At 41.9% G+C, this 20,155-nt stretch carries 12 protein-coding genes and 1 pseudogene; 5 read left to right on the top strand and 8 right to left on the bottom strand.

The annotated features are described in order from the left end of the window. Positions 1-254 precede the first annotated feature (254 nt). The gene (locus CWC14_RS09665) at positions 255-887 is read left to right on the top strand and encodes a trimeric intracellular cation channel family protein (protein ID WP_069439299.1); all 633 of its coding nucleotides are present in this window, start codon (positions 255-257) and stop codon (positions 885-887) included. Positions 888-900: 13 nt separating this feature from the next. Here the strand turns inward: CWC14_RS09665 and recD are convergent, their stop codons facing one another. The 7 genes from recD to CWC14_RS09700 form a co-directional block, all read right to left on the bottom strand. Then, positions 901-2,919: an exodeoxyribonuclease V subunit alpha gene (recD, locus tag CWC14_RS09670; protein ID WP_138562623.1), complete on the bottom strand. Its 2,019-nt coding sequence runs from the start codon at positions 2,917-2,919 to the stop codon at positions 901-903. Further along, complete coding sequence (gene recB, locus CWC14_RS09675) at positions 2,916-6,482, bottom strand: exodeoxyribonuclease V subunit beta (protein ID WP_138562625.1); 3,567 nt, start codon at positions 6,480-6,482, stop codon at positions 2,916-2,918. Before recB ends, recD begins: the two co-directional genes overlap by 4 nt. Beyond that, positions 6,469-9,768, bottom strand: coding sequence for an exodeoxyribonuclease V subunit gamma (gene recC / locus CWC14_RS09680; protein ID WP_138562627.1), 3,300 nt, complete (start codon positions 9,766-9,768; stop codon positions 6,469-6,471). The genes recB and recC overlap by 14 nt, the downstream gene beginning before the upstream one ends. A gap of 168 nt (positions 9,769-9,936) precedes the next feature. Further along, on the bottom strand, positions 9,937-10,998 hold the full coding sequence (locus tag CWC14_RS09685) for an alkaline phosphatase D family protein (RefSeq protein ID WP_138562629.1): 1,062 nt from the start codon (positions 10,996-10,998) through the stop codon (positions 9,937-9,939). After that, positions 10,995-12,125, bottom strand: a complete 1,131-nt coding sequence (locus CWC14_RS09690) for an alkaline phosphatase family protein (protein ID WP_171036840.1) — start codon at positions 12,123-12,125, stop codon at positions 10,995-10,997. Before CWC14_RS09690 ends, CWC14_RS09685 begins: the two co-directional genes overlap by 4 nt. Before the next feature lie 68 nt (positions 12,126-12,193). Next, positions 12,194-14,467 (bottom strand): TonB-dependent receptor domain-containing protein, encoded by a 2,274-nt coding sequence (locus CWC14_RS09695; protein WP_138562633.1) that lies wholly within the window; start codon positions 14,465-14,467, stop codon positions 12,194-12,196. A gap of 195 nt (positions 14,468-14,662) precedes the next feature. Continuing rightward, entirely contained in the window at positions 14,663-15,706 is a 1,044-nt protein-coding gene (locus tag CWC14_RS09700; protein ID WP_138562635.1) for an alkene reductase, read from the bottom strand. Positions 15,707-15,879: 173 nt separating this feature from the next. On the opposite strand from CWC14_RS09700, the gene CWC14_RS09705 reads away from it, so the two are divergent. From CWC14_RS09705 to CWC14_RS09720, 4 genes are all read left to right on the top strand, one after another. Further along, a complete protein-coding gene (locus CWC14_RS09705) occupies positions 15,880-16,458 on the top strand; it encodes a TetR/AcrR family transcriptional regulator (protein ID WP_013464648.1) in 579 nt (192 codons plus the stop codon). Positions 16,459-16,522: 64 nt separating this feature from the next. Next, positions 16,523-16,912: a DUF2750 domain-containing protein gene (locus CWC14_RS09710; protein ID WP_013464647.1), complete on the top strand. Its 390-nt coding sequence runs from the start codon at positions 16,523-16,525 to the stop codon at positions 16,910-16,912. Positions 16,913-17,141: 229 nt separating this feature from the next. Continuing rightward, the gene (locus CWC14_RS09715; RefSeq protein WP_013464646.1) at positions 17,142-18,254 is read left to right on the top strand and encodes a methyl-accepting chemotaxis protein; all 1,113 of its coding nucleotides are present in this window, start codon (positions 17,142-17,144) and stop codon (positions 18,252-18,254) included. A gap of 292 nt (positions 18,255-18,546) precedes the next feature. Further along, positions 18,547-18,699, top strand: a complete 153-nt coding sequence (locus CWC14_RS09720) for a hypothetical protein (RefSeq protein WP_249928733.1) — start codon at positions 18,547-18,549, stop codon at positions 18,697-18,699. A gap of 180 nt (positions 18,700-18,879) precedes the next feature. On the opposite strand, the pseudogene CWC14_RS09725 reads toward CWC14_RS09720, so the two are convergent. Beyond that, a pseudogene (locus CWC14_RS09725) lies at positions 18,880-20,136 on the bottom strand (transposase); the annotation flags it as partial. Between the last annotated feature and the right edge of the window lie 19 nt (positions 20,137-20,155).

The following is a 20,155-nucleotide window of genomic DNA, read 5'->3' on the forward strand; positions in this document are numbered from 1 at the left end:
CCATGTAGGCAACAAAGAGTAAATCGCCCCTAGGCAGAACCCTTCGGGCAGCGCCTGTTTGGCATTGATGCTGCGTTATCGCCTATTTATGGGGAATAACCACACCACACAGGCTCTGCCTTGCTTTAATACCAAGCAGACTGCTGCAAATTCAACCTTGAAAGGTAAACAGACCCTAGTGTTATTCAGCTAATATAAATCCCCTTTCGCTTACCTTTAATTATATAAATTCTCAATCAGGTAAGGACACCTTAATGACAGCAGAATATTTTAATTTTTTAAGCCTAATTGGTGTGGCTTTTTTTGCAATTTCAGGTGCATTATTAGGCCACGACAAAGATATTGGTGGATTTGGTGTTGTCGTCGTTGGCTCAGTCACCGCGCTTGGCGGTGGCACGCTCAGAGATATTCTTCTTAACCAACCCGTTTTTTGGATAGCCAACCCAGATTTTTTATATGTCACCTATGGCGCTATTTTTGTCACTGTTATGTTTATTCGCCACTTACCTGATGTGTCTAACTATTACATGTTGCTGGTTGATGCGATTGGTATGGCTATCTTTAATGTGGTCGGTATCGAAAAAGCATTAATTGAAGGCACCACCATGATGGTTGCACTTACAATGGGCATGACGACGGGGATATTTGGTGGCTTAATACGCGACGTGATCTGTCGAGAAGTGCCGTTGGTGATGCGAGAAGAGCTCTACTCCACCGCCTGTTTTGCAGGAGGCTTGACCTATGCCGCGCTATTTTTATTAGAAGCCCTTTATTTATGGTGCATTCTTGGTTCGCTGTTGGTCAGTGTTTTTTTAAGATTGGGCGCGCTCCATTTTGGCTGGCAGCCCAATCTATTTAGAAAAAGAACACCAAAAATAAACGATTAGTATAAGCATTGCGTTACACTAATCGCTCATAGAGTCCTGATGCCCGTGACACACTTTTACCCATCGCCAGTTGCAGCACTTTTTTATCTGCTACCAGCTCAAAGGTCTGCTTTGCACGGGTAATACCGGTATACACTAATTGCCGGTTAATACCGACGCTCGCTTGTTTAAGTGGTGGCAATACCATAGCAGTGTAACTAAACTCTGAGCCTTGCGATTTATGAATGGTCATAACATACACTTTATCGTGCGCTGGGAGTCGTGCAGGTGAAAATGCACGTTCATTACCCTGCTCATCAATAAACAGTGCTTTGAGTTGGCCACTGTCATCAGGCATTAAAATACCTATATCGCCGTTAAAAAGTTTAAGTTGATAATCGTTTTGGCTAATCATAATAGGCATACCCGTGTAATGCCGCTGATTAGGGTTAACGCTAATTAACCCTTGCTGTTGCAATACCCGCTCAATACGTTGATTTAAACTATTAACGCCGTAATCGCCTTCACGCACCGCGGCAAGTAATTGATAGCGGGCAAAAGCCTCATGCACTTTGGCAACACTAGCTCCTTGGGCAATCAGTGTTAAATAATCACCGTAGTGACTTGCCGCGCTGTTTATAAGCTTTTCAATCGGTGTAGAGACAAAATCGTAGTCTAAAATAACATCGCTAAAATGCCCTTGCGTACTGTGTTGTTCAACATAATTTAAAATACCCCGATCATTGGTATTAACAGCCAAAGCCAATTGGCCTATGCCACTTTTGGCATCAAAGCGATAACTATGTTGTAAAAAGGCAATGCAATCAGCTAGTTTAAACTCACTCTGAGTTTGCGCGCCAAGTTTAGCTGCGCCATTAAAACACACCTTATTTAATTGCTCACAGCGTGCTTTTGAATATTGCGGTGTTTGCCCAAGCACTAAACCTTGGCATAAATCACTCATTACACTGCCGGTATCAACCGAGGCGAGTTGGTCTTTATCGCCGAGTAAAATCAATCGGGCATGCGCTGGCAAGGCCTCAATTAATTTAGCCATGAGCGATAAATCGACCATACTGGCCTCATCAATAATCAATACATCAACATGCAACGGATTGCTTTTATCGTGCCTGAATTTATTAGTAAATGGCTTAACTCCCAACAAACGATGAATGGTTTGCGCACTTTGCGGGATCAACGCATTAATATCAGCCGGTATTTCTGTGAGCTTATTTTTAGCCCCTAAAATTGACTCGGTTAGTCGTGCCGCTGCTTTACCGGTCGGTGCCACCAATTTTATGCTCAATGGTGCAGCCTGATATAACGACTGTAAAATGGCTAACAGCTTTGTCACCGTGGTGGTTTTACCTGTGCCAGGCCCGCCTGTGATCACACTAAAGCCCTTTGTTGCAGCAATAGCACAAGCGACCTTTTGCCAATCAATATCAAGCGTTGGATTATCAGGAAAGTAGCGTGTTAATAACTCAGTAAGGACTGCATCATCAATATTGAGTTGTCGCTCACTCATTGCCAGTAATCGCTGCGCTAAAGTCTGCTCATACCCTGCTAAACGCGAAAAATACAACCGCTGATTAAACAATTGCAGCGGCTTGTGATCCCCCACACTGTGATGCGCGTGTAAGTAACTTATTGCTGCCTCAGTCGTAAAATCGTCACTAAATGGGGTGAGAGTGTCAGGTACGGTGCCTTCTAATTTAGTAAAGTCGCTTTGGCGTAAATTAAACGGATTAGTCCAATCAACCTCTGTTAGAGTTAAACAACTATGCTGGCTTTGCTGCGATAAACACAGCATTAAAATAATATAAAATAATTCGTCATAATCATGCTCAGTATTGTTACCACTGAGTAATTCGGCCAGCTTTACATCCACAACACGTACGCGATGCTGCTCAGTTAAATAGCTAAGCAGCGGCACAACTTTCGGTGTTTGAGTTACAGAGTCCGCTGGTTGTTCATTGAGTAACGCCGACTCATCAACAGGCGCGTCGTCAACGTCATCAAACAAACCAGGTTGTTGGTTTAAACCACTCATAGCATCGCTCCTTGGCTAAACAAACCATCTAAAATAATAACTTGCTCTGCACTTAACTGTTTAAAGTACACTCCTTCACCCGCTGGCATACCGCGTAAAAAAGTATAATACACGCCGCCTAAATGCGTCTCTATGGCATAGTCAGGAATACGTTGTTTAAGTAATCGATGCAGCGCTACGGTATAAATTAAATACTGTAAATGATATTGGTGGCTGGTCATGGCTTGCTCAAGCTGCTCTGGCTCATAATCTGCGGGGATACTGCCCAAATAATTCGATTTATAATCTAAAATATAATACTTGCCTTGGTAGCAAAAAATTAAATCTATAAAGCCTTTTAATAAGCCTTTTACATGGGCAAATTCAAGTTTGCTTTGGCTAAAACCAAAGTGTTTAATCAGCATTTCGTTGAGTTTAGGCGCACTTAGGCTAGCAAGCGGTAAGTTAAACTCCATTTCAACAAGACAATCACTCGGTGATAATTGACTCAAGCTTAAATTGTTTTCACTATTTAACGGGCAATTAAGCGCATCGAGTATCCATTGCTCGGTAATTTGCTGCCATTGCTCATCAATATGGTATTTTTCAAAGGCACGTTTAATTACTGCCGATAAGTTTTGCTCTGGATTTGAGGGGTGAACAAGCGGGCTGGTAAAATCAAGTTGCTCGAATATTTCGTGTAAGCAACTTCCTGGTTTTGCACCTTTTGGAAAACTATAGGGTGAGAGAAGTTCATCTTGTTGCACCGCAAACTCATCTCTTTGATGATCTTCATCGCTGCGCCCAGGTGCCAGTTGGTCAGTATGCTTTTTAAAGCTCAAGGCACTAAAACTGGTTGCTCGCCAATCGCGTTCAATCTGCGTGGTTACAGTATTAATACTCAGCGCCTGCTTTTCAACGTGTTCATTATTAAAGCGAAGTATGCCCTGCTCGAGTAATTCACCCGAGGTAAATTGCAGATATTCCATCGAATCATTGGCATCACAAAACTCACTTAAATGAGTGCGCCATGTTTGACTGCTGGTTAACGCTAACCCTGAGAACAACACATGCCCAAGCGCACTACTTTGAATCGCTAAGCGGCTACTTTGCCCTTGCCCTATGTTATATACACCCAAGGCACAAAAATGCACTGCACGGGTCAGTGCGACATACAATAGGCGTAAATCTTCGGCTAGGCGCTCTTGCTCTGCTTGTTGCAAGGCGTCTTCGTCTTTACATAAATTAAAAATTAACTTGCCGTTATGGTGATAAAGCGCGTCTTTAGTTTCACGATAGCCACTGGCAAAGGGCATAAATACCAATGGATATTCAAGCCCCTTTGAGGCATGCATAGTGACAATTTTAACCAAGTTTGCGTCGCTCTCTAAACGTACTTGCACAGTTTCGCCATCTTGCTGGCTCACCTTTTGCGCAAACCAACGTAATAAACGAAGTGTCCCTTCAAGCTCTATTTGTTTTTGCTGCAGTATTTCGCCAAGGTGTCTAAAGTCGGTAAGCCAACGTTCTACGTTATAGCCCAAGCCTTGCCATTTGGCACTGAGTTGATTATGACTCAGTAAGCGCTCAAGCATGGCCATAGCCCCTTGCTTGTGCCAAATATGGCTAAGTTGGGCAAAAAAGTTTAAGTGTTCTTGCCATGCATTTTCATCATCGGCCAAAGCAAAAATATCGTTATAACTTAAACAGAATAATGGCCCTGCGAGTACACCTCGTAGTAGCGACTCGTCGTACTGGCCGTGCAAAGCCGTTAAAAAATTGAGCAAGTGATGACTTAACTCTTGGCTAAATACACTGTCGCGAGACAAATACACACTGGCAATATTAGCTTTACTCAGCGCTTGCTTCATTATTTGTGCTTCAACGCGGTCGCGCACCAAAATACAAATATCAGCAGCACTGACAGGGTTAGCTCCAATACAGGCAACACCTTGGTTTGCTTGCTCAAGTAAAGTAACTATTTTATTAGCAAAATGGGTGGCTAAATGTGCTTGCCCTACGCCTTTACTGGTCGGCTTATTTTTTTCATCGCCGGCTTCATCTACAAACACATTAAATTCAAACGCGGTGGCAGGTTTATCGTCAATTAAAAACGACTCATCAGCTTTTTTACCCTTGGCTTTCACTTTATTAAATGGAATGGCGTCGTTATAAATAAAGCTGTTGTCGTATTTACTAAACAAGCTATTTACGCTGTTGACGATATCGCTGCTGGAGCGAAAATTAGTGCCTAGGGTAAATTGTTGCGACTGCTCTACGGCCTCTTTGGCACCAATGTAGGTAAATATATCTGCGCCCCTAAAGCCATAAATAGCTTGTTTGGGATCGCCTATCATAGCTAAAGTGGTATTGCTTTGAGCATAAATTTTACTAAAAATACCGTACTGAATCGGGTCAGTATCCTGAAACTCATCTATCATTGCCACCGGAAATAACTGCGCTATTTTTTGTGCGAGCACATCACCTTGTTCACTCTTTAAGGCACTGTGTAAATTAGTCAGTAAATCGTCAGGGGTGATCACGCTTTGTTCTTGTTTGCGTTTAACTATGGCCGCTTTTACCCAGCTCGCCGCATATTGCACTATCGCAATTTTTAGCCCTTGGTTGATGGTGTTGTTAAGTGCGGCTAAGGCATCGAATTGGCTAATAAGTGGATGAGTCAGTAATGTGCCATTTTTTTTATAATTAGCTGCATTACTTAAGTTCTCGCTACTCCACACCTCAAACGAATACTTACTGGTACCAAATTCAAAAAAGTCATCATTGCCTAAGCAAAATGCTTCAAGTGCAGCAAGACTGCCCTTTCGCCCAGGTGTTTTTGAGCCACTTAAATCGGATGCTTTAACAGCACCAATAAACTCTTGCTCTAGGCACGCTTTTTTAAAGGCTGGAACACGCGCCAAGTATTCATCTCGCGCTTGCCATACCGCATCTAAACTAACTTGCGGTGTTATCTCTGCGTTCGCTTTATTTAAAATACTGCTTACTTGGCTAAATAATGATTCAGGTGCGGCAAACACCTCTAAAATTGCATTTGTTTTTTGCTTATTAAGCGGGTAGACAAACGCGCGCCAAAAATCTTTTATGGTCTCAAGCAGTATCTCGCGCTCATCTAAAATAAACTCTAAGTTAAATGCGACCCCCGACTCAAACGCATGTTGTTTTAGCATCCGCTGACAAAAACCATGAATGGTAAAAATAGCCGCCTCATCCATTGATTTAGCTGCTGCATCGAGTAAGTCAAACGCACGATGTTTATCATCAACGCCCGCTATCACACCTTCAATGAGTTCATCGTTTGGCTGTTGCCCCAATAAGGCATCGCGCGCGGCAATAATACGGCTACGTACGCGGTCTTTAATCTCTTGGGTAGCGGCATCGGTAAAGGTTACCACCAAAATTTGCTCAACACTCAATGGCGTACTCAGCTCACCGGGTATTTGCATGCCTAATAAATAGCGTAAATACAAACCCGTGATCGTGTAGGTTTTACCTGTGCCAGCACTGGCTTCAATTAAGCTTTGGCCCTTTAATGGCATAGTGAGTGGGTTAAGCGCTTGCATAGTCACTCTCCTTGGCGTGCTCAAATAACGGGGCGAGTAATTTTTCGCTCCATTGTATAAACTCCTCTTGGCAATCATTGAGCGATTGCACCGTGAGACGAATATAAGGGTTTTCCCCTTCACCTCGGCCAATATACTGTGGGCTAAATTTACTGTTAGCTTTTGCCATATCGCCACCGCTTTTCACATATTCGTAACCACTCACCGGAAAAAACGCCACCGGCGCGTTTCGCAATGCTTTATATAGTTCAAACCAATCTGCAAGCAGCAAGTCGGCATTGGCTTTACTCATAGGGGCAAAGCTAATTTGTTTATCTAAACCCAGTAATAAAGTTTCAACCTCTTGTTGCATGCTTTGTGCAGCAAGATGATAAATAAAGCCTTTAATTAAATCTTTAGCTTTAATACTGGCACTGCGATAAAACACTTGTTTTTGCATATACACATGGTTTAGCCAGCCTTCAATAGTGGTATTTTCAAGCGACAGTAACACTTCTATCGGTTCGCTTTTACCCGCTTTTATTTGTTGTTTTACTTGCCCTGCAAGCGCATCAACGCGATGTTGCATGCTCTCATAAATTAAGCTGCCAACATGGGCTTGCGGCAACTCACCGCGCTGCAGGATTTGCTCGGTACTGAGCGGAGTATTGTTAATGTTTGCATCAAGTATTTCGTCAAGGTAAAAATAACGGCGCAGCGCATCTAGGCTAAACGGTTCTTCGTCTTTCGCTATATCGTTAAATTGCGGCAAGCGTAACCCTAAACTTTGTTGATAAAAGCTCTCTTGGGCATGGCACACACTGCGAATAAACATATCAAGATCAAGTAGCTCTGGGGGGGTTACATCAAGCGCAGTGATTGCTTTTGGCTCAATGGCCTCGCTAGGCAGCCAAATTGGGTTATAGCTGTGATTATTTACTCCCGCCTGTTCATCGCTAGGAGCTGAGTAATACAGGCTATTAAAAGGCTGCAAATGCTGCTGCGTAATAAGGCATTCAGGCAAGGGTTTATCACTGGGTTCGCTAAGTTTGAAGCTGCGACCTATGTATTCTAACAATTCACTGACAAGTGTTGATGGCATGCGCGGCTGGTTGTCAAAACACGAGCGGCCAATGTAGCTCATATATAAATTATCTCGAGCACTTAAGAGCGCTTCTAAAAAGAGGTAACGGTCATCGAGTTTACGTGAACGGTCACCTTTTTGCTTTTTAGAATACGGCACTAAATCAAATCCGATTGGCTGCACCGTGCGCGGGTAATCGGCATCGTTTAAGCCTAGCATACACACCACTTTAAAAGGGACGGCACGCATGGGCATGAGAGTACAAAAGTTCACTTGTCCTACTAAAAAGCGCTGGCCTACACCTTTTTCTTGTATACCTTGCTTGATTAGATAGCTCACTATGCGCTGCGAAACGGCTTTACTATAGTCGCCGTTGTCGTGGTGCTTCGCAATGTCTTCGAGCACTTTTTGCAGCACTAATAAATCCCAGCTATCATCGTTTTCGCTCTCATACACGGCATTGAGTAGCTCACTTAATATATGGGCTTTATTGGTAAGCGTATCATCTGGGGTGAGTTTCGCTTTAAAGTCTTGAAGCACATCAATAAAATGCACCAGCTTATTGAGTGTATCAAGCGCCATGCCCTCAACCTCATCGGCGCTGTAAATACCATTAAATGGGCACTGTTCGTCGCGCATGGCAATCCCCAGTAATAAGCGGTTCAAGCCATGTTGCCAGGTATTTAAATCAATGGCTGGTAAATCAAAGCTTTGTTTATGCTCAGCGTTTATACCCCACTTTACCCCTACTCGCTCAAGCCAATAATGTATTTGCTCGTATTCATGTGCCTCTAGGCCAAATTTTTCGGCAATTTGCGTAACCTGTAATAAATCAAGAATATCCGACACGCCAAAGCGCGAAAACGGTAAATTAGCTAAACTGGCAAACGAGCTCAGTACTGGTTTTTCTTGCTCTATGGCTAAATCGGCAAGGGCGTATGGTATAAATCGGCTGCCCTGCGCACCACCAAAAACGGCCTCAATGTAAGGGCTATAAGTACCTACATCAGGCATCATCACAATGATGTCTTTGGGGGTAAGCGTTGGGTTTTGATTAAACAAATTGAGTAAGTAGTCGTGCAGGCGCTCGACTTCCCTTAATGGCGTGTGGCAGTCACTTAACGTAATGCTGGTATCGTGTGCACTTATAGGCAGTTTACCCTCATCGTTTATAAACCATTCTTTGTTATCGGTAAGCGATTCACCTTTAAAGGCAAGTTGGTATATTTCACTTTGCACTTGCCCAAGTAAGGTATCGTCAAACGCATCAATAAAACCATCAATCCAACGGGCATCAAGCTGCACCAGTTGCTCAAAATAATCGCGGCCGAGTTTACCCCACGACGACAACAACGGATTACCAATAAAATAGTATTCTTCATCAGGATTCGTTTGCTTTTTTTGCTGCGCTTCCACCAGCGGCATTTTGGCGTATTTAGCGTTTATTTTAGCCGCTGTTTTTTCATCGATTATATCGCCCCAATAATGCTCGCTGGGGTTAAAAAAGAATAAAAACACCTCAGTTTTTTTACTCAAGGCTTCAAACACGTCAAGCTGTGAGCTGGCAATCGCAGATATACCAAATAGGCTAATACGCTTTGGCAATAAGCTGCTATCCATACTCTCAAGGGCGCTGAGTAATTGTCCTTGCATGTTGGCGCGGTGAAATTGGCTTTGCCCAAGTGTTTTACTTAATTTGACAAGGCGGCGCCACAAATCGGGTTGCCAAGGAGCAATGCTGATATCTACATCGTCAAGCGTATCAACACCGCTATCCCAAGTGGCTATCCAATGGGGGCGATACATTAAATATTGGTCGTACACATCGGCTATTTTTTCACATAGGGCAAAGGTTTTTTGGCCGTCAATATCCCCCTCTAAATAGGTTTTTAGGGGTAAATACAGTGGCTCGTCAATACAAGTAGGTAAAATTGCAAACAGTTTCCAAGCAAGGTTCGGTTTATTAAACGCCGACTCTTTAGGCACGTTTGGCAATAGTTGCTGGTACAACTGCCAAATAAAGCTCGACGGCAGCGGAAAGTCTACCTGCGCAGCCACGCCTAAATTTTCACTTAAACCAATCTTTAGCCACTGCGACATACCCGGCGATTGCACTAACACCACTTCTTTATCAAATGGGCTTTGCAACGGGTTTACCTTTAACAGTTGATGAAACTGCGCTTGCAGGGCTTCCATACGGTTTGATTGAATAATATTGAGCATACGATACCAGCCTTACTTGAGATAAAGCCAGTGTAAGGTATTTTCAATTTAAGCGGTAGCGCTAAGGAGGAATTGGCGTTAATAAATCAGCATGTTAGCCAGTAGCTAGCTGATTTTTTAAACGCACAGGACTCACTTTAGTCACTGTGCGTTTTTATATTAAACCAACTATTGGTATGGGCTTATGCTAGATAAGCTAAAGTCACTTTGCATTATTACGTTACCATCAATGCCTTTGAGCTTAAGTGACAATTTAGGATCTGCTTGCTGCCAATCAATGGTTAAATCGCCATAGTTAACATTATGCGTGTAATCACCGACACGATGTTTATTTGGGCTAACGTCTTTCCATTTTTCAGTCAGGCCTGAGCTGGTCATTTCAAAGAGTGGGTAATCAAGATTGTGTTGATACCTTGAAATTTCCCCCCAATGGGTATCGCCGCTGATGATCACCACGCCATTTATTTGGTGTTTTTTAATTAACGCAAATAAACGGTTTCTATCCTCTGGAAAATTTGCCCACGATTCCCAGCCAGTAAAATCAGGCAGTAACTGCAAGCTTGATGCAATTAGTTTAATCGCTGCTGGTTTTTTAAGTTCGGCTTCAAGCCATTGCCACTGCGCCTCCCCAAGCATAGACGCGCCTTTTACTTCGGTTGGACTGTACGGTCCTTGGTTATTTGCTTTACGCTTGGTGTAATACTCAAGTTCGCTCACTGAATTAAGCTTATCGCGATTAAAACGTAAGTCAGGCATGATCACTTGCACGGTTTGCTCGCCTTCGCCATACATGTACGAGGTATAAATACCATCAGCACGAGTGCGGCGCGCTGAGTTTGCCGGTTCATCCCAAAAATCGAGCATAATTTGCCGTGATGTTTCTTTATGCGGATACTCTTTACCCGCATCGTTTTGACCATAGTCGTGATCGTCCCACATGGCTATTAATGGTGTATTTGCTTTTAAGGTTTTAAAGCCAGGCTTTGCCCCTAATCGTTGGTATTTATTTTTAAGCACGGCCATGTCGTTAGTATCGCCATAAATGTTATCGCCTAAAAATATAAATAAATCACCCTGCTCTTTGTTAATCGCATTAAAGATGGGGATGTCTTTATCTTGATGCCCACACGAGCCAAACAATATTTTAGACGGCGCAGCCATTGCGCCACCACTAATAACAAAAGCAAGTAACAGCGCTGAATGATTAAAAGTTTTTAGTAACTGTTTCATTTTAAAATCTCATTAATAGCCGGTGCCATATTAGGGTTAATCGTGTTTGGGTTTTGCCCAAGTGCTTTTAAAACGGTGGCGGCAATTTGCGCTTGTTTAAGCTCATTATCGGTTTTTATTAAGCCATTACCTTTAATTGTAGGACCAATGGCAGCAAGCCAAATATGATCTGAGCCAATAATTCCCTCAGGAAATGCCTTTTTACCCTGCTCCGACTTCGCTAGTGCCCGTTTAGAGCTGTGATGTTGCCAATCGTTTGCGTAGCTGCCACGGCCGTGATCGGTAGTAACAATTAACGTAGTGTTATTTTTATAACCTGCTGTGCTTTGAATGGTTTGCCATAAATCTTTTATAAATGCATCGCTTTGCTTGGCCGACTTTAAGTAAGCATCGTAATGGCCACCGTGAGCAAAATCGTCAGTCTCTCCCAAACTAATCACCAGTAGTCTTGGTTTTTTCGCCAGCATATACGCCTTAGCAAATCGATAGGTAAAACTATCAAGCCGCACATTGTGCCAAGGGCTGGGTATTTCTGTTTGTAGCGCATTAAGTAGCGCTGCCTCGGCAAATAAATCATCAGCAACGGGCATAAACCCCGCATTTACATACACATGACTACGCTTAGTATTTACAATGAAAGGAAACACATCCCAACTACCAAATAACGCGGTGCTGTTTTTAAATTCAGGCTGGGCGTTTAAACGCTCTAAAATAGTTTTATTTGGATTAAATACTTTATCGTTACTGTTAATGTTTTCATCCACTTCGCCGGTAAGAATTTCGTTATAACCAGGGTATGAAAAATACCACGGATTACTCACCGACATAGTTGAGCCTTTAGCCCTATCGCCAATAATAACGCCTTGCTTTGCAATGGTTTGAGTTAAAAATGGCATTAATAATTGCTGGCGCTGTTGCGGACTTTCATGCCAAAATTGGCTCTTTAATTGCGCTGGTTGCTTAACAAACTCTTTATTATTAATCAGCTTGTTATCGGCACCATTAAATACTTCCTGCCAGCGCACGCCGTCAAGGGTGACTAACACTACATTTTGTTGAGCAGCCAATGCCACATTATTAAACAATAAAATTAAACTTAACCCGATAATTTTTATCATGCTTTTCATGGTGTTCTCATCAACTTTATAGTGTAAAAAGCCCATCGATGATGGGCTTATATAAGATTACTTTAGGTTTAAAAAGTAGCCGTTAATGTAACCGCTGCTGTGCGTGGCGAGCCGATAAAGTAAGTACTCCCATTGCCCGTACCACCTGCCAAGTAACTTTTATCGGTAATGTTATAAACCACAAAGGCAATATCAACGGCTTTAAACGGGCCTGCGTTAACTTCGGCTGAATAACCTGCGTTTAAATCAAGCACGGTGTAGCTATCTACATCGCCACGCTCACCGGTGTATTTAGCCGATAAACCAAAGCGGAAATCACCGCTGTAATAATCGGTTGAAAGCACAAATAAATCATCCACTGAGTCAATTACTTTGCCTCCTGCTTCAAAGCCTGGCGCATCGCCTTTGTATTCAGAGCTATTATTGGTGTATGAGCTATATACATTCCACTCATTATTAAGCATGTAACTTGCTGACAGCTCTAAACCTTTGGACTCAATACCGCCCACATTGAGGTACGAGCCGTTAGTGCCTATGGTGTAGTCTATACCGCCGGTATCGCTGCCAGGTGCTATAAAGGTGATACGGTTATCAAATTCAATTGAATAGGCCGTTGCCGTTAGTTTAAGTGCATTATTTTGATAGCGTACACCCAGGTCAATATTTTCAGCGGTTTCTGGCTTAATTGCTGATAAGTCAGAGCTATCGCGTTCAAGCACACCGTCTTTAATAGCGGCAAAGTTTTCGCTATAGCTGGTAAATAACTCAGTATTACTATTTAGCTGATACAAAATGCCGCCACTAAATAGAAGGTCTGAATCACTGTTTACTTTAGCTGTTGTGGCGTTTTTATAGTGGTCATACTTTTCTATGTCTACTAAGTACTTTTTCACCCCTAGATTAAGGGTTAAGTCGCCAAATGCCATTGAGTCTTGGGCGTACCATTTGAGCGTATCGGTCTCAAAGGTGTTTTTATATTGCGTCCAATAAGGGGTGTTATCAAAATGATGATAAATACGGGCATCGATTACTTTATGCCAATCACGCGACTCATCACGGTCGCTTTGCTCATACCAAAAACCCGCTTCTATATCGTGCATGCCAATGCTTGCTTGATAATTAGCAGTTACCCCTAAACGATCTTTTTTATAATGTGTATGACGATAAGACATAACAGGCGTGGCATCAGCGTCGTAACATGCAGGGTTAAGCTCAGGACCCGACTCCCACGGCCAATTTAAACTTGCGGTACAACCTGCGTTGGGAGCAAGTGGGTTGCCATTACTATCTGTAAAGCCATAAGAGCCTGCGTTGGTGCCCCCCTCGGTGGTTGGGTTGCCATTTTCATCTACAGGGGATGTTAAATAAGGTGGGATCCAATCACCACGACCAGAATTTTTATGGTAATAAGGGCTAATGGTTAACAATGAGGTAGGTGAAATCGCGTATTCAAACTTTAAATATCCTAGAGTATTTTCACGTAGCGTTCCCCAACCTTCTGCAAACATTTGGTCAAAGTGCGGAACGCCTGTCCAGTTCCATGTTAGCTGATCCCAATCTGGAGTTTGTTCAAATTGTGCCAAGCTCACGCTATTATAATTCGTCTCGCTTACATCATCGTAAGATAAACGCCCTGTAATAGTTAGCTCATCAAGGGTGGTGACAAATTTCGCTTCAGCATGTTGGTTATCTTTTCCGCCATTGCTGCCCGAGCCAATCCAGCGGCTAGTATCGGTTTGCGAATAACTCACATACGCTTGAGTATTATCAAAAATGGTGCCAGTTTCGTGTTTAACGTAATAGCGACTTGCGTCATGGCTGCCGGAGGTATAAGCAAAGGTGGTGCTTTTATCTAAACTCGGTGCTTTACTTACAAAATTAAAAGTACCGCCTAATGCCTCTAATGAGGCCGATTTAATGTCTGAGGTACCTTGGCCAACTTCCACTGTCACCAAGTTTTCGCTATCGAGATAACGATTCGCTTTAGCCCCGCCACCATAATTAGAGCCACCATTAGGAATGCCGTCTACCGTCATACCTAATTGCTGCTGGTTTGAGTCAATACTAAAACCACGCATGGTAATAGTGGTTGACCAATCGTCGCCGCCAAATGCGTCGCCTTCGTTTATGCTAATGCCAGGTAAGTTATCTATTACTGATAACACACTCGATACCGAGCTTTGTTGCTCAAGCATGGCAGGTTCAATAACGTTGTTTGCATAACTGGTTGGTTTTGCAGTAACGGTTACTTCTTCTATCACGTTATCGTTAGCATAAGCTGAAGTTGATACCGCCATGGCCACAGCCATGCTCAAAATCGATTTATTTTTTAAAGCGTACATTGTTGTCCCGTTTGATTCTAATTATAAAAGGTAATTATGAAAGCGGGCACAGTCTATTTTTTAAATATGACAACGAGGGGCAATTTTATTGACAAACAGGTTAAACAAATATGAGTTAATTATGGCAAACAAATGTATAAAAAAAGACACTCATAGTTGCCCATGAGTGCCCTATCGTTTTTACTAAATTAGCTGCTATTTCAATTCAGCAAGCATCTCATCACTATAAGGTGTCACTTCTTCACCATTTTTAATTTTGCTAATGTAATCTGGGTTAGCAATAAGTGGGCGACCAATGGCAATTAAATCAAATTTATTATCGTTGATCGCTTGTTTGGCAGTTTCAAAACTATAACTACCTACACCCACTAAGGTACTTGCATAACCAGCTCGTAAAAATTCAGAGGTTGATTTACCTTCTAGTGAATCAAAACGCATGCTGTCGTCAAAAATACCGCCATGTAAATAGGCTAGTTTGCGGTTTTCAAGCTCAGGTAATAAATAGTCGAACACCGCTTTATCGCGATTATCTTCGCTCATGTTAAAATAAGCACCGGGTGTTAAACGCATAGCGGTACGCTCATTGCCTACCACATCAATAATGGCATCAGTTACTTCGAGTGCAAAACGCGACATGTTTTCTGGTGTTTGGCCGTACTCGTCATCACGCTCATTGGCAGCATAATGTAAAAATTGGTCAATTAAATAGCCATTAGCACCATGAATTTCCACGCCGTCAAAACCTGCTTCCATCGCGTTTTCTGCCGCTTTAGCGTAGTCAGCCACTAAGCCTTTAATATCGTCTTTAGTGGCAGCTTTTGGCGTAATATAAGTTAGCTCGCGCATACGTGGTACTGAACCTTCAACCCCTATCGCCGATGGCGCCAGAACATCACCACCAAAAAAGTGAGGGTGAGCAACACGGCCAACATGCCATAATTGCGCGAACATTTTACCGCCATTGGCATGCACGGCGTCAGTGACTTTTTTCCAACCTTGAACTTGTTCACTAGTGAAGATACCCGGTGTATTTGGGTAACCTTGTGCATCGGCACGAATAATAATTGCTTCACTAATAATTAATCCTACATCAGCACGGCGAGCGTAGTAATCAACCATCGCTTGTGTAGGCACTAAATTGTCATCTGCCATACAACGAGTTAGTGGTGCCATTAGTACGCGGTTTTGCAGTTCAATGCTGTTATTTAATTTAAAAGGTGAAAGTAAGTCTGTCGACATAATGTTTATCCTTTGTTGAATGTACATTCAAGATAAGGTCACTTGAATGAATATTCAAGTATAATTTTGAAACTTTGTTCAAGATTGCGTAAACTGCTTTACCTAAACGCTGCTTAAGGTAGGATTATTGCTGAAAGTTCGCTTTACCTACTCTGCCAACGAGAAGAGTCATTATGAGAACTGCAGAATTTGATACAGAGTTTGTACTGCGCCAAGCAATGGCGATGTTTATGCTTCACGGTTATGCAAAAACCAGTATGCAAAAACTGACTCAAGCAACCCATTTACATCCGGGCTCGTTATACGCAGCATTTGGAAGTAAAAAAGGCATTTTTTTAGCCGCTACTGAGCAATACCAAACCGATCGCAATACTCAATTTACTGCTCTGTTTGAGCACAGCAGTTGTATTTTAGATACGCTGAAACAATACCTTAATATCATTGTGCAAGAATGCGTTGACGGTGAAGCAACCAAAGTGTGCCTGCTCACAAAAAGCATTAGCGAGGTAGAGGGTAACGATCCACAAATTTGCCACGTATTGCGTACTAATTTAACTGCATATGAGCATGCTTTTGCGCAGCAGTTACAAAAAGCAATTGATAATAAAGAAATTACCAATGGCCGAAGTGCCATAGAGCTGGCACGATTTTGTGTTATGGGTATATATGGATTACGCACCTACGCATTAACAAACCAAGACCCCGACGCACTAAACCAACTAGCCAATGAGCTACTAGCAGCCATCAGCTAAACTAAATTTTAAAGCGCAGCAGCTCGCTGCTCTTTGTATACTCCACAGTGAGAGAGAGCCAAAAATGACCACCGATAATTTATCAAAGCAAGACGACGTAATTTTAGGCCTTGGCGCAAAAAAACGACTCGCATACATGTACGAAACCGTGCAGCAATTTAAGCAAGTGTGGATTTTAAACGATGACGACGGCTGCGTAATGCTCACTAACGAGGACGACGATTGCGTGCCGGTATGGCCAACACGAGAGTTCGCACAAGCCTGGGCAACCGGCGAATGGCAAGGCTGTACACCTAAAGCAATTCCAACAAACGATTGGTTTAGCCGCTGGACACCTGGCCTTGAAGAAGACGACTTACTGGTGGCCGTGTTCCCTACCGAAGAAGACGACGGCACAATTTTATTCCCTGATGAGTTTCAAGCCCAGTTGAGTAAATCAATTAGGAAGTACTAACTTCTAAAGCAGTGTTCACCTTAAACAAGCTTATTATAAGCATTAAAAGAAAAGTTTATTTACCAAAAGGTTATAAAGCATCTATTATAGTGTTGTAACTTACTTTTATAAAAATCGACCTGGGTGGACGTCAATTCCGCCCCTGTAAAAAATCGAATAAAGTAATCAATGTTCAGGTAAATTTAATAAAAAATATACGTTTATTTTCTGTGTTTAAATTGGGGTCTACATGCTGTTCAATTCAAAATATAAAAACAAAATTAATGAGTTAAATAACGAGTTAATTCAATTAAAAAAAACCAATGAAAAGCTTGAAGCGCAATTGTTAGCAGCAAACAGCGAGCAATCACAACAAAACGACAATGAAATAGCAAATGATACAGCCTTTGTAAAACAGCGTGAATTAAACACATTATCATTACAGTCATCTGATTTAATTAGTGACATCAGAGAAAGCTTAGCCTCAACTTCACATAAACTAATTAATGATATTACGTCATTTAAGTCATCCCAAGAATTACTTGATACAATTTTAGATATGTTAGCAACGACTTCATCGTCAACACATAATATCTCAAGAGATACAAAATCAGCCACTAAATCCGTTAAAGAATTGCAGTCAGTAACAATCGGAATTAATGATTTTGTAAACATAATTAAAGGGATTTCTGATCAAACAAATTTACTTGCACTCAATGCGGCTATCGAGGCCGCTAGAGCCGGAGAGCAAGGACGAGGCTTTGCTGTTGTGGCAGATGAAGTAAGGACGCTCGCTCAGCGCTCTTCTGATGCATCTAACGAGATCTCTAATTTAATAGCTAAGGTCAATGAGCAAATGCAAAGCGTTGTAACTAACATTACTAACGTTAGCGAAGAAAGTGATGGCATTGCAAATAGCTCATCAGAAATTGATGCTACCGCTAAAAAGGTGGTTGAACTATCACAAAATATGTATAGCGTTATTGTTAATTCAAGTGCCGATGCATTTATTCAAACAGTAAAAATGGATCACATTGTATGGAAATACGATATTTATAAAGTCATTTTAGGCCAATCAAATAAGACTGCAGAAGACTTTTCTGATCATACCATGTGTCGTTTAGGTAAATGGTATTACCAAGGTGAAGGTGCATTAAAATATTCAAGCATTAACGACTTTAAAGCATTAGAGCAACCACATGAAGATGTCCATAAGAATGGCTTTGCTGCTTTAGAAGCATTCCAATTAGGCGATATCAATACTGCTGTAGAAAAAGTATCTCTTATGGAGCAAGCAAGTTTTAAAGTAGTGGACATACTTAGCGCTTTGTCACACAAAATTATGGACTATAACTGTAAATAAAATAGTCAAAAAACACCTCACTTTGCATAGCGTTATGGTTCATAATCATTTGGCTATGCATACCAAACTTATATAAATTAATCACAAACTAATGACACCTCCACCTAAGCACTGCTGTTCAATAATCAAACTAACTAAATTATTAACCCTTTAAGTAATCATTAACTATATTTTAATGATAGTGGGTCACGGTTTACTGATTCACCTAACTAATTCAGCGGTATTAAAATACTCAGCCACATTGCAGTAATAATGGCACTGTCGTTTTATTCTTTTTATTTAGGTTTTAATTATGTTTAAAGTTCATTTTAGTGTTGTATTAGCGACGTTATTTACTTTGCCCGTATGCTCACAAGAAGCACAATCACTTGTGCAAAAAGCGTTAAGTAATGCGCCCACAATTATAAACTTATCAGCAAATCACCCTAACGAGCCTGTAGAATAACTCGTTTTTAATTTATTTTTATTGATGCATTAACCATAGCCGAGTTCCTATTTTGATTCAATCGGTTACTTCGATTTTACGTAAAATATAAAAGAGGATTTGCTGTTGCTTTAATGGGCGTTTTGGAAGGTATCACAGGTGTTTGAGTGGATTATTTGAGGTGATAAGGGCTTACGCTAATTAATGCATCGTGTTTCTCAGCTTTTCTAGATTATGAACAAGGCAATACAACTGCCATTGCGCATTCACTTTCGTTTGTCCACGTAAGGTCAACTTATTCATGCCTTTATTAACAGTAATATTCCCGAACACTGGCTCTATACAGCCGAGTCTTTTACTGTACTGTCGTCGTCCCATTGGGCTGTCTATTTTGGCCTTCATTTTGTCGATATAGCTGAGCTGTTTACGCGATTCATCATTTTTAAACTGTACTTGCCGCCCTGTTTTTGTCGGTGGCTGTCGCATGCATTGCTGTTGCAGTGGGCATACTTTGCAATCTTTTAAGTAACCGCAGAATCGCGTGTATTTTTGGTTGTGGCTTTTTACATTGATACCACTTCGCCACATGTCATTGCCTGCGGGACAGCGGCAGGTTTGTGTCGTTTCATCATAATGGAAGTCCTCTGAAGTAAATAAGCGTGGCTTACCTTTACTGCGTTTTAGTCGGCGTTTTTCTTGCTCTGTTTCGTATGTTTCGCTGTCTTTAAATAACGGGTTTCGTTTTCTAAATTGGTTATCCGCAATGTAAGTATCAAAGCCACTTTTCGCCATGTATTCAAGATTCGCTTCGCTATTAAACCCACTGTCTGCGGTGAACTTAATCGTTTGTTCGTCTGTTGATTTGTCGGTATTCAATTTATCAAGCTGCTGCTTTAATTGCTTAACTGCTGGCTGCAAGGTTTGTTGCTCACCCACCGAGCCCCATGCCTGTGCTTGCAGTATAATTTGATGTTTATCGTCATTTATCGCTATCCCATTGTAGCCTTGGATTGTGCCTTTTGACGTGGTCATTTTCGCGCTATCGGGGTCGGTAATATTACTTTTAATGGGCTTGCCTTTGCTGCCCGTTTTTTCCTCGTGGGTCGCTAAGAACTCCGTGATTTTATCTGCACTTTTATCCAGCTTTTCTTTTTGCTTTAAATCCTGTGTTATCAACTCTTCGCTCAGGCTATCTTGTGATTGGTGACGTTCGATAATACGTTTACTCGCGCGTTCTAGTTTTGCTTTTTTACGCCCTAGCTCATCGAATGTGCCGCTCCATTCTTTACTCGCATTCGATTTCAATTTGCATCCATCAATGGCAAACATGTTGCGACCTATCAAGCCTTCTTCGTCGCATATCATCAGTACTTGCGTAAACAGCGGTTCAATCTGTTCGTGCATTTTGGCCACGAATCCCGCTACCGATGTGTAATGAGGTTGAATATCACCCGACACACACGGCTAGCGCATTTTA

The sequence above is a fragment of the Pseudoalteromonas sp. S3260 genome, assembly GCF_005886925.1.
Lineage (GTDB): Bacteria > Pseudomonadota > Gammaproteobacteria > Enterobacterales > Alteromonadaceae > Pseudoalteromonas > Pseudoalteromonas tetraodonis.

What these genes read in the sequence shown, in the direction of transcription:
- CWC14_RS09690 (WP_171036840.1), bottom strand. Translation starts at nt 12,125, where the DNA reads ATGAAAAGCATGATAAAAATTATCGGGTTAAGTTTAATTTTATTGTTT.
- recB (WP_138562625.1), bottom strand. Translation starts at nt 6,482, where the DNA reads ATGCAAGCGCTTAACCCACTCACTATGCCATTAAAGGGCCAAAGCTTA.
- CWC14_RS09695 (WP_138562633.1), bottom strand. Translation starts at nt 14,467, where the DNA reads ATGTACGCTTTAAAAAATAAATCGATTTTGAGCATGGCTGTGGCCATG.
- CWC14_RS09700 (WP_138562635.1), bottom strand. Translation starts at nt 15,706, where the DNA reads ATGTCGACAGACTTACTTTCACCTTTTAAATTAAATAACAGCATTGAA.
- CWC14_RS09720 (WP_249928733.1), top strand. Translation starts at nt 18,547, where the DNA reads ATGTTTAAAGTTCATTTTAGTGTTGTATTAGCGACGTTATTTACTTTG.
- CWC14_RS09685 (WP_138562629.1), bottom strand. Translation starts at nt 10,998, where the DNA reads ATGAAACAGTTACTAAAAACTTTTAATCATTCAGCGCTGTTACTTGCT.
- recD (WP_138562623.1), bottom strand. Translation starts at nt 2,919, where the DNA reads ATGAGTGGTTTAAACCAACAACCTGGTTTGTTTGATGACGTTGACGAC.
- CWC14_RS09705 (WP_013464648.1), top strand. Translation starts at nt 15,880, where the DNA reads ATGAGAACTGCAGAATTTGATACAGAGTTTGTACTGCGCCAAGCAATG.
- CWC14_RS09715 (WP_013464646.1), top strand. Translation starts at nt 17,142, where the DNA reads ATGCTGTTCAATTCAAAATATAAAAACAAAATTAATGAGTTAAATAAC.
- CWC14_RS09710 (WP_013464647.1), top strand. Translation starts at nt 16,523, where the DNA reads ATGACCACCGATAATTTATCAAAGCAAGACGACGTAATTTTAGGCCTT.
- recC (WP_138562627.1), bottom strand. Translation starts at nt 9,768, where the DNA reads ATGCTCAATATTATTCAATCAAACCGTATGGAAGCCCTGCAAGCGCAG.
- CWC14_RS09665 (WP_069439299.1), top strand. Translation starts at nt 255, where the DNA reads ATGACAGCAGAATATTTTAATTTTTTAAGCCTAATTGGTGTGGCTTTT.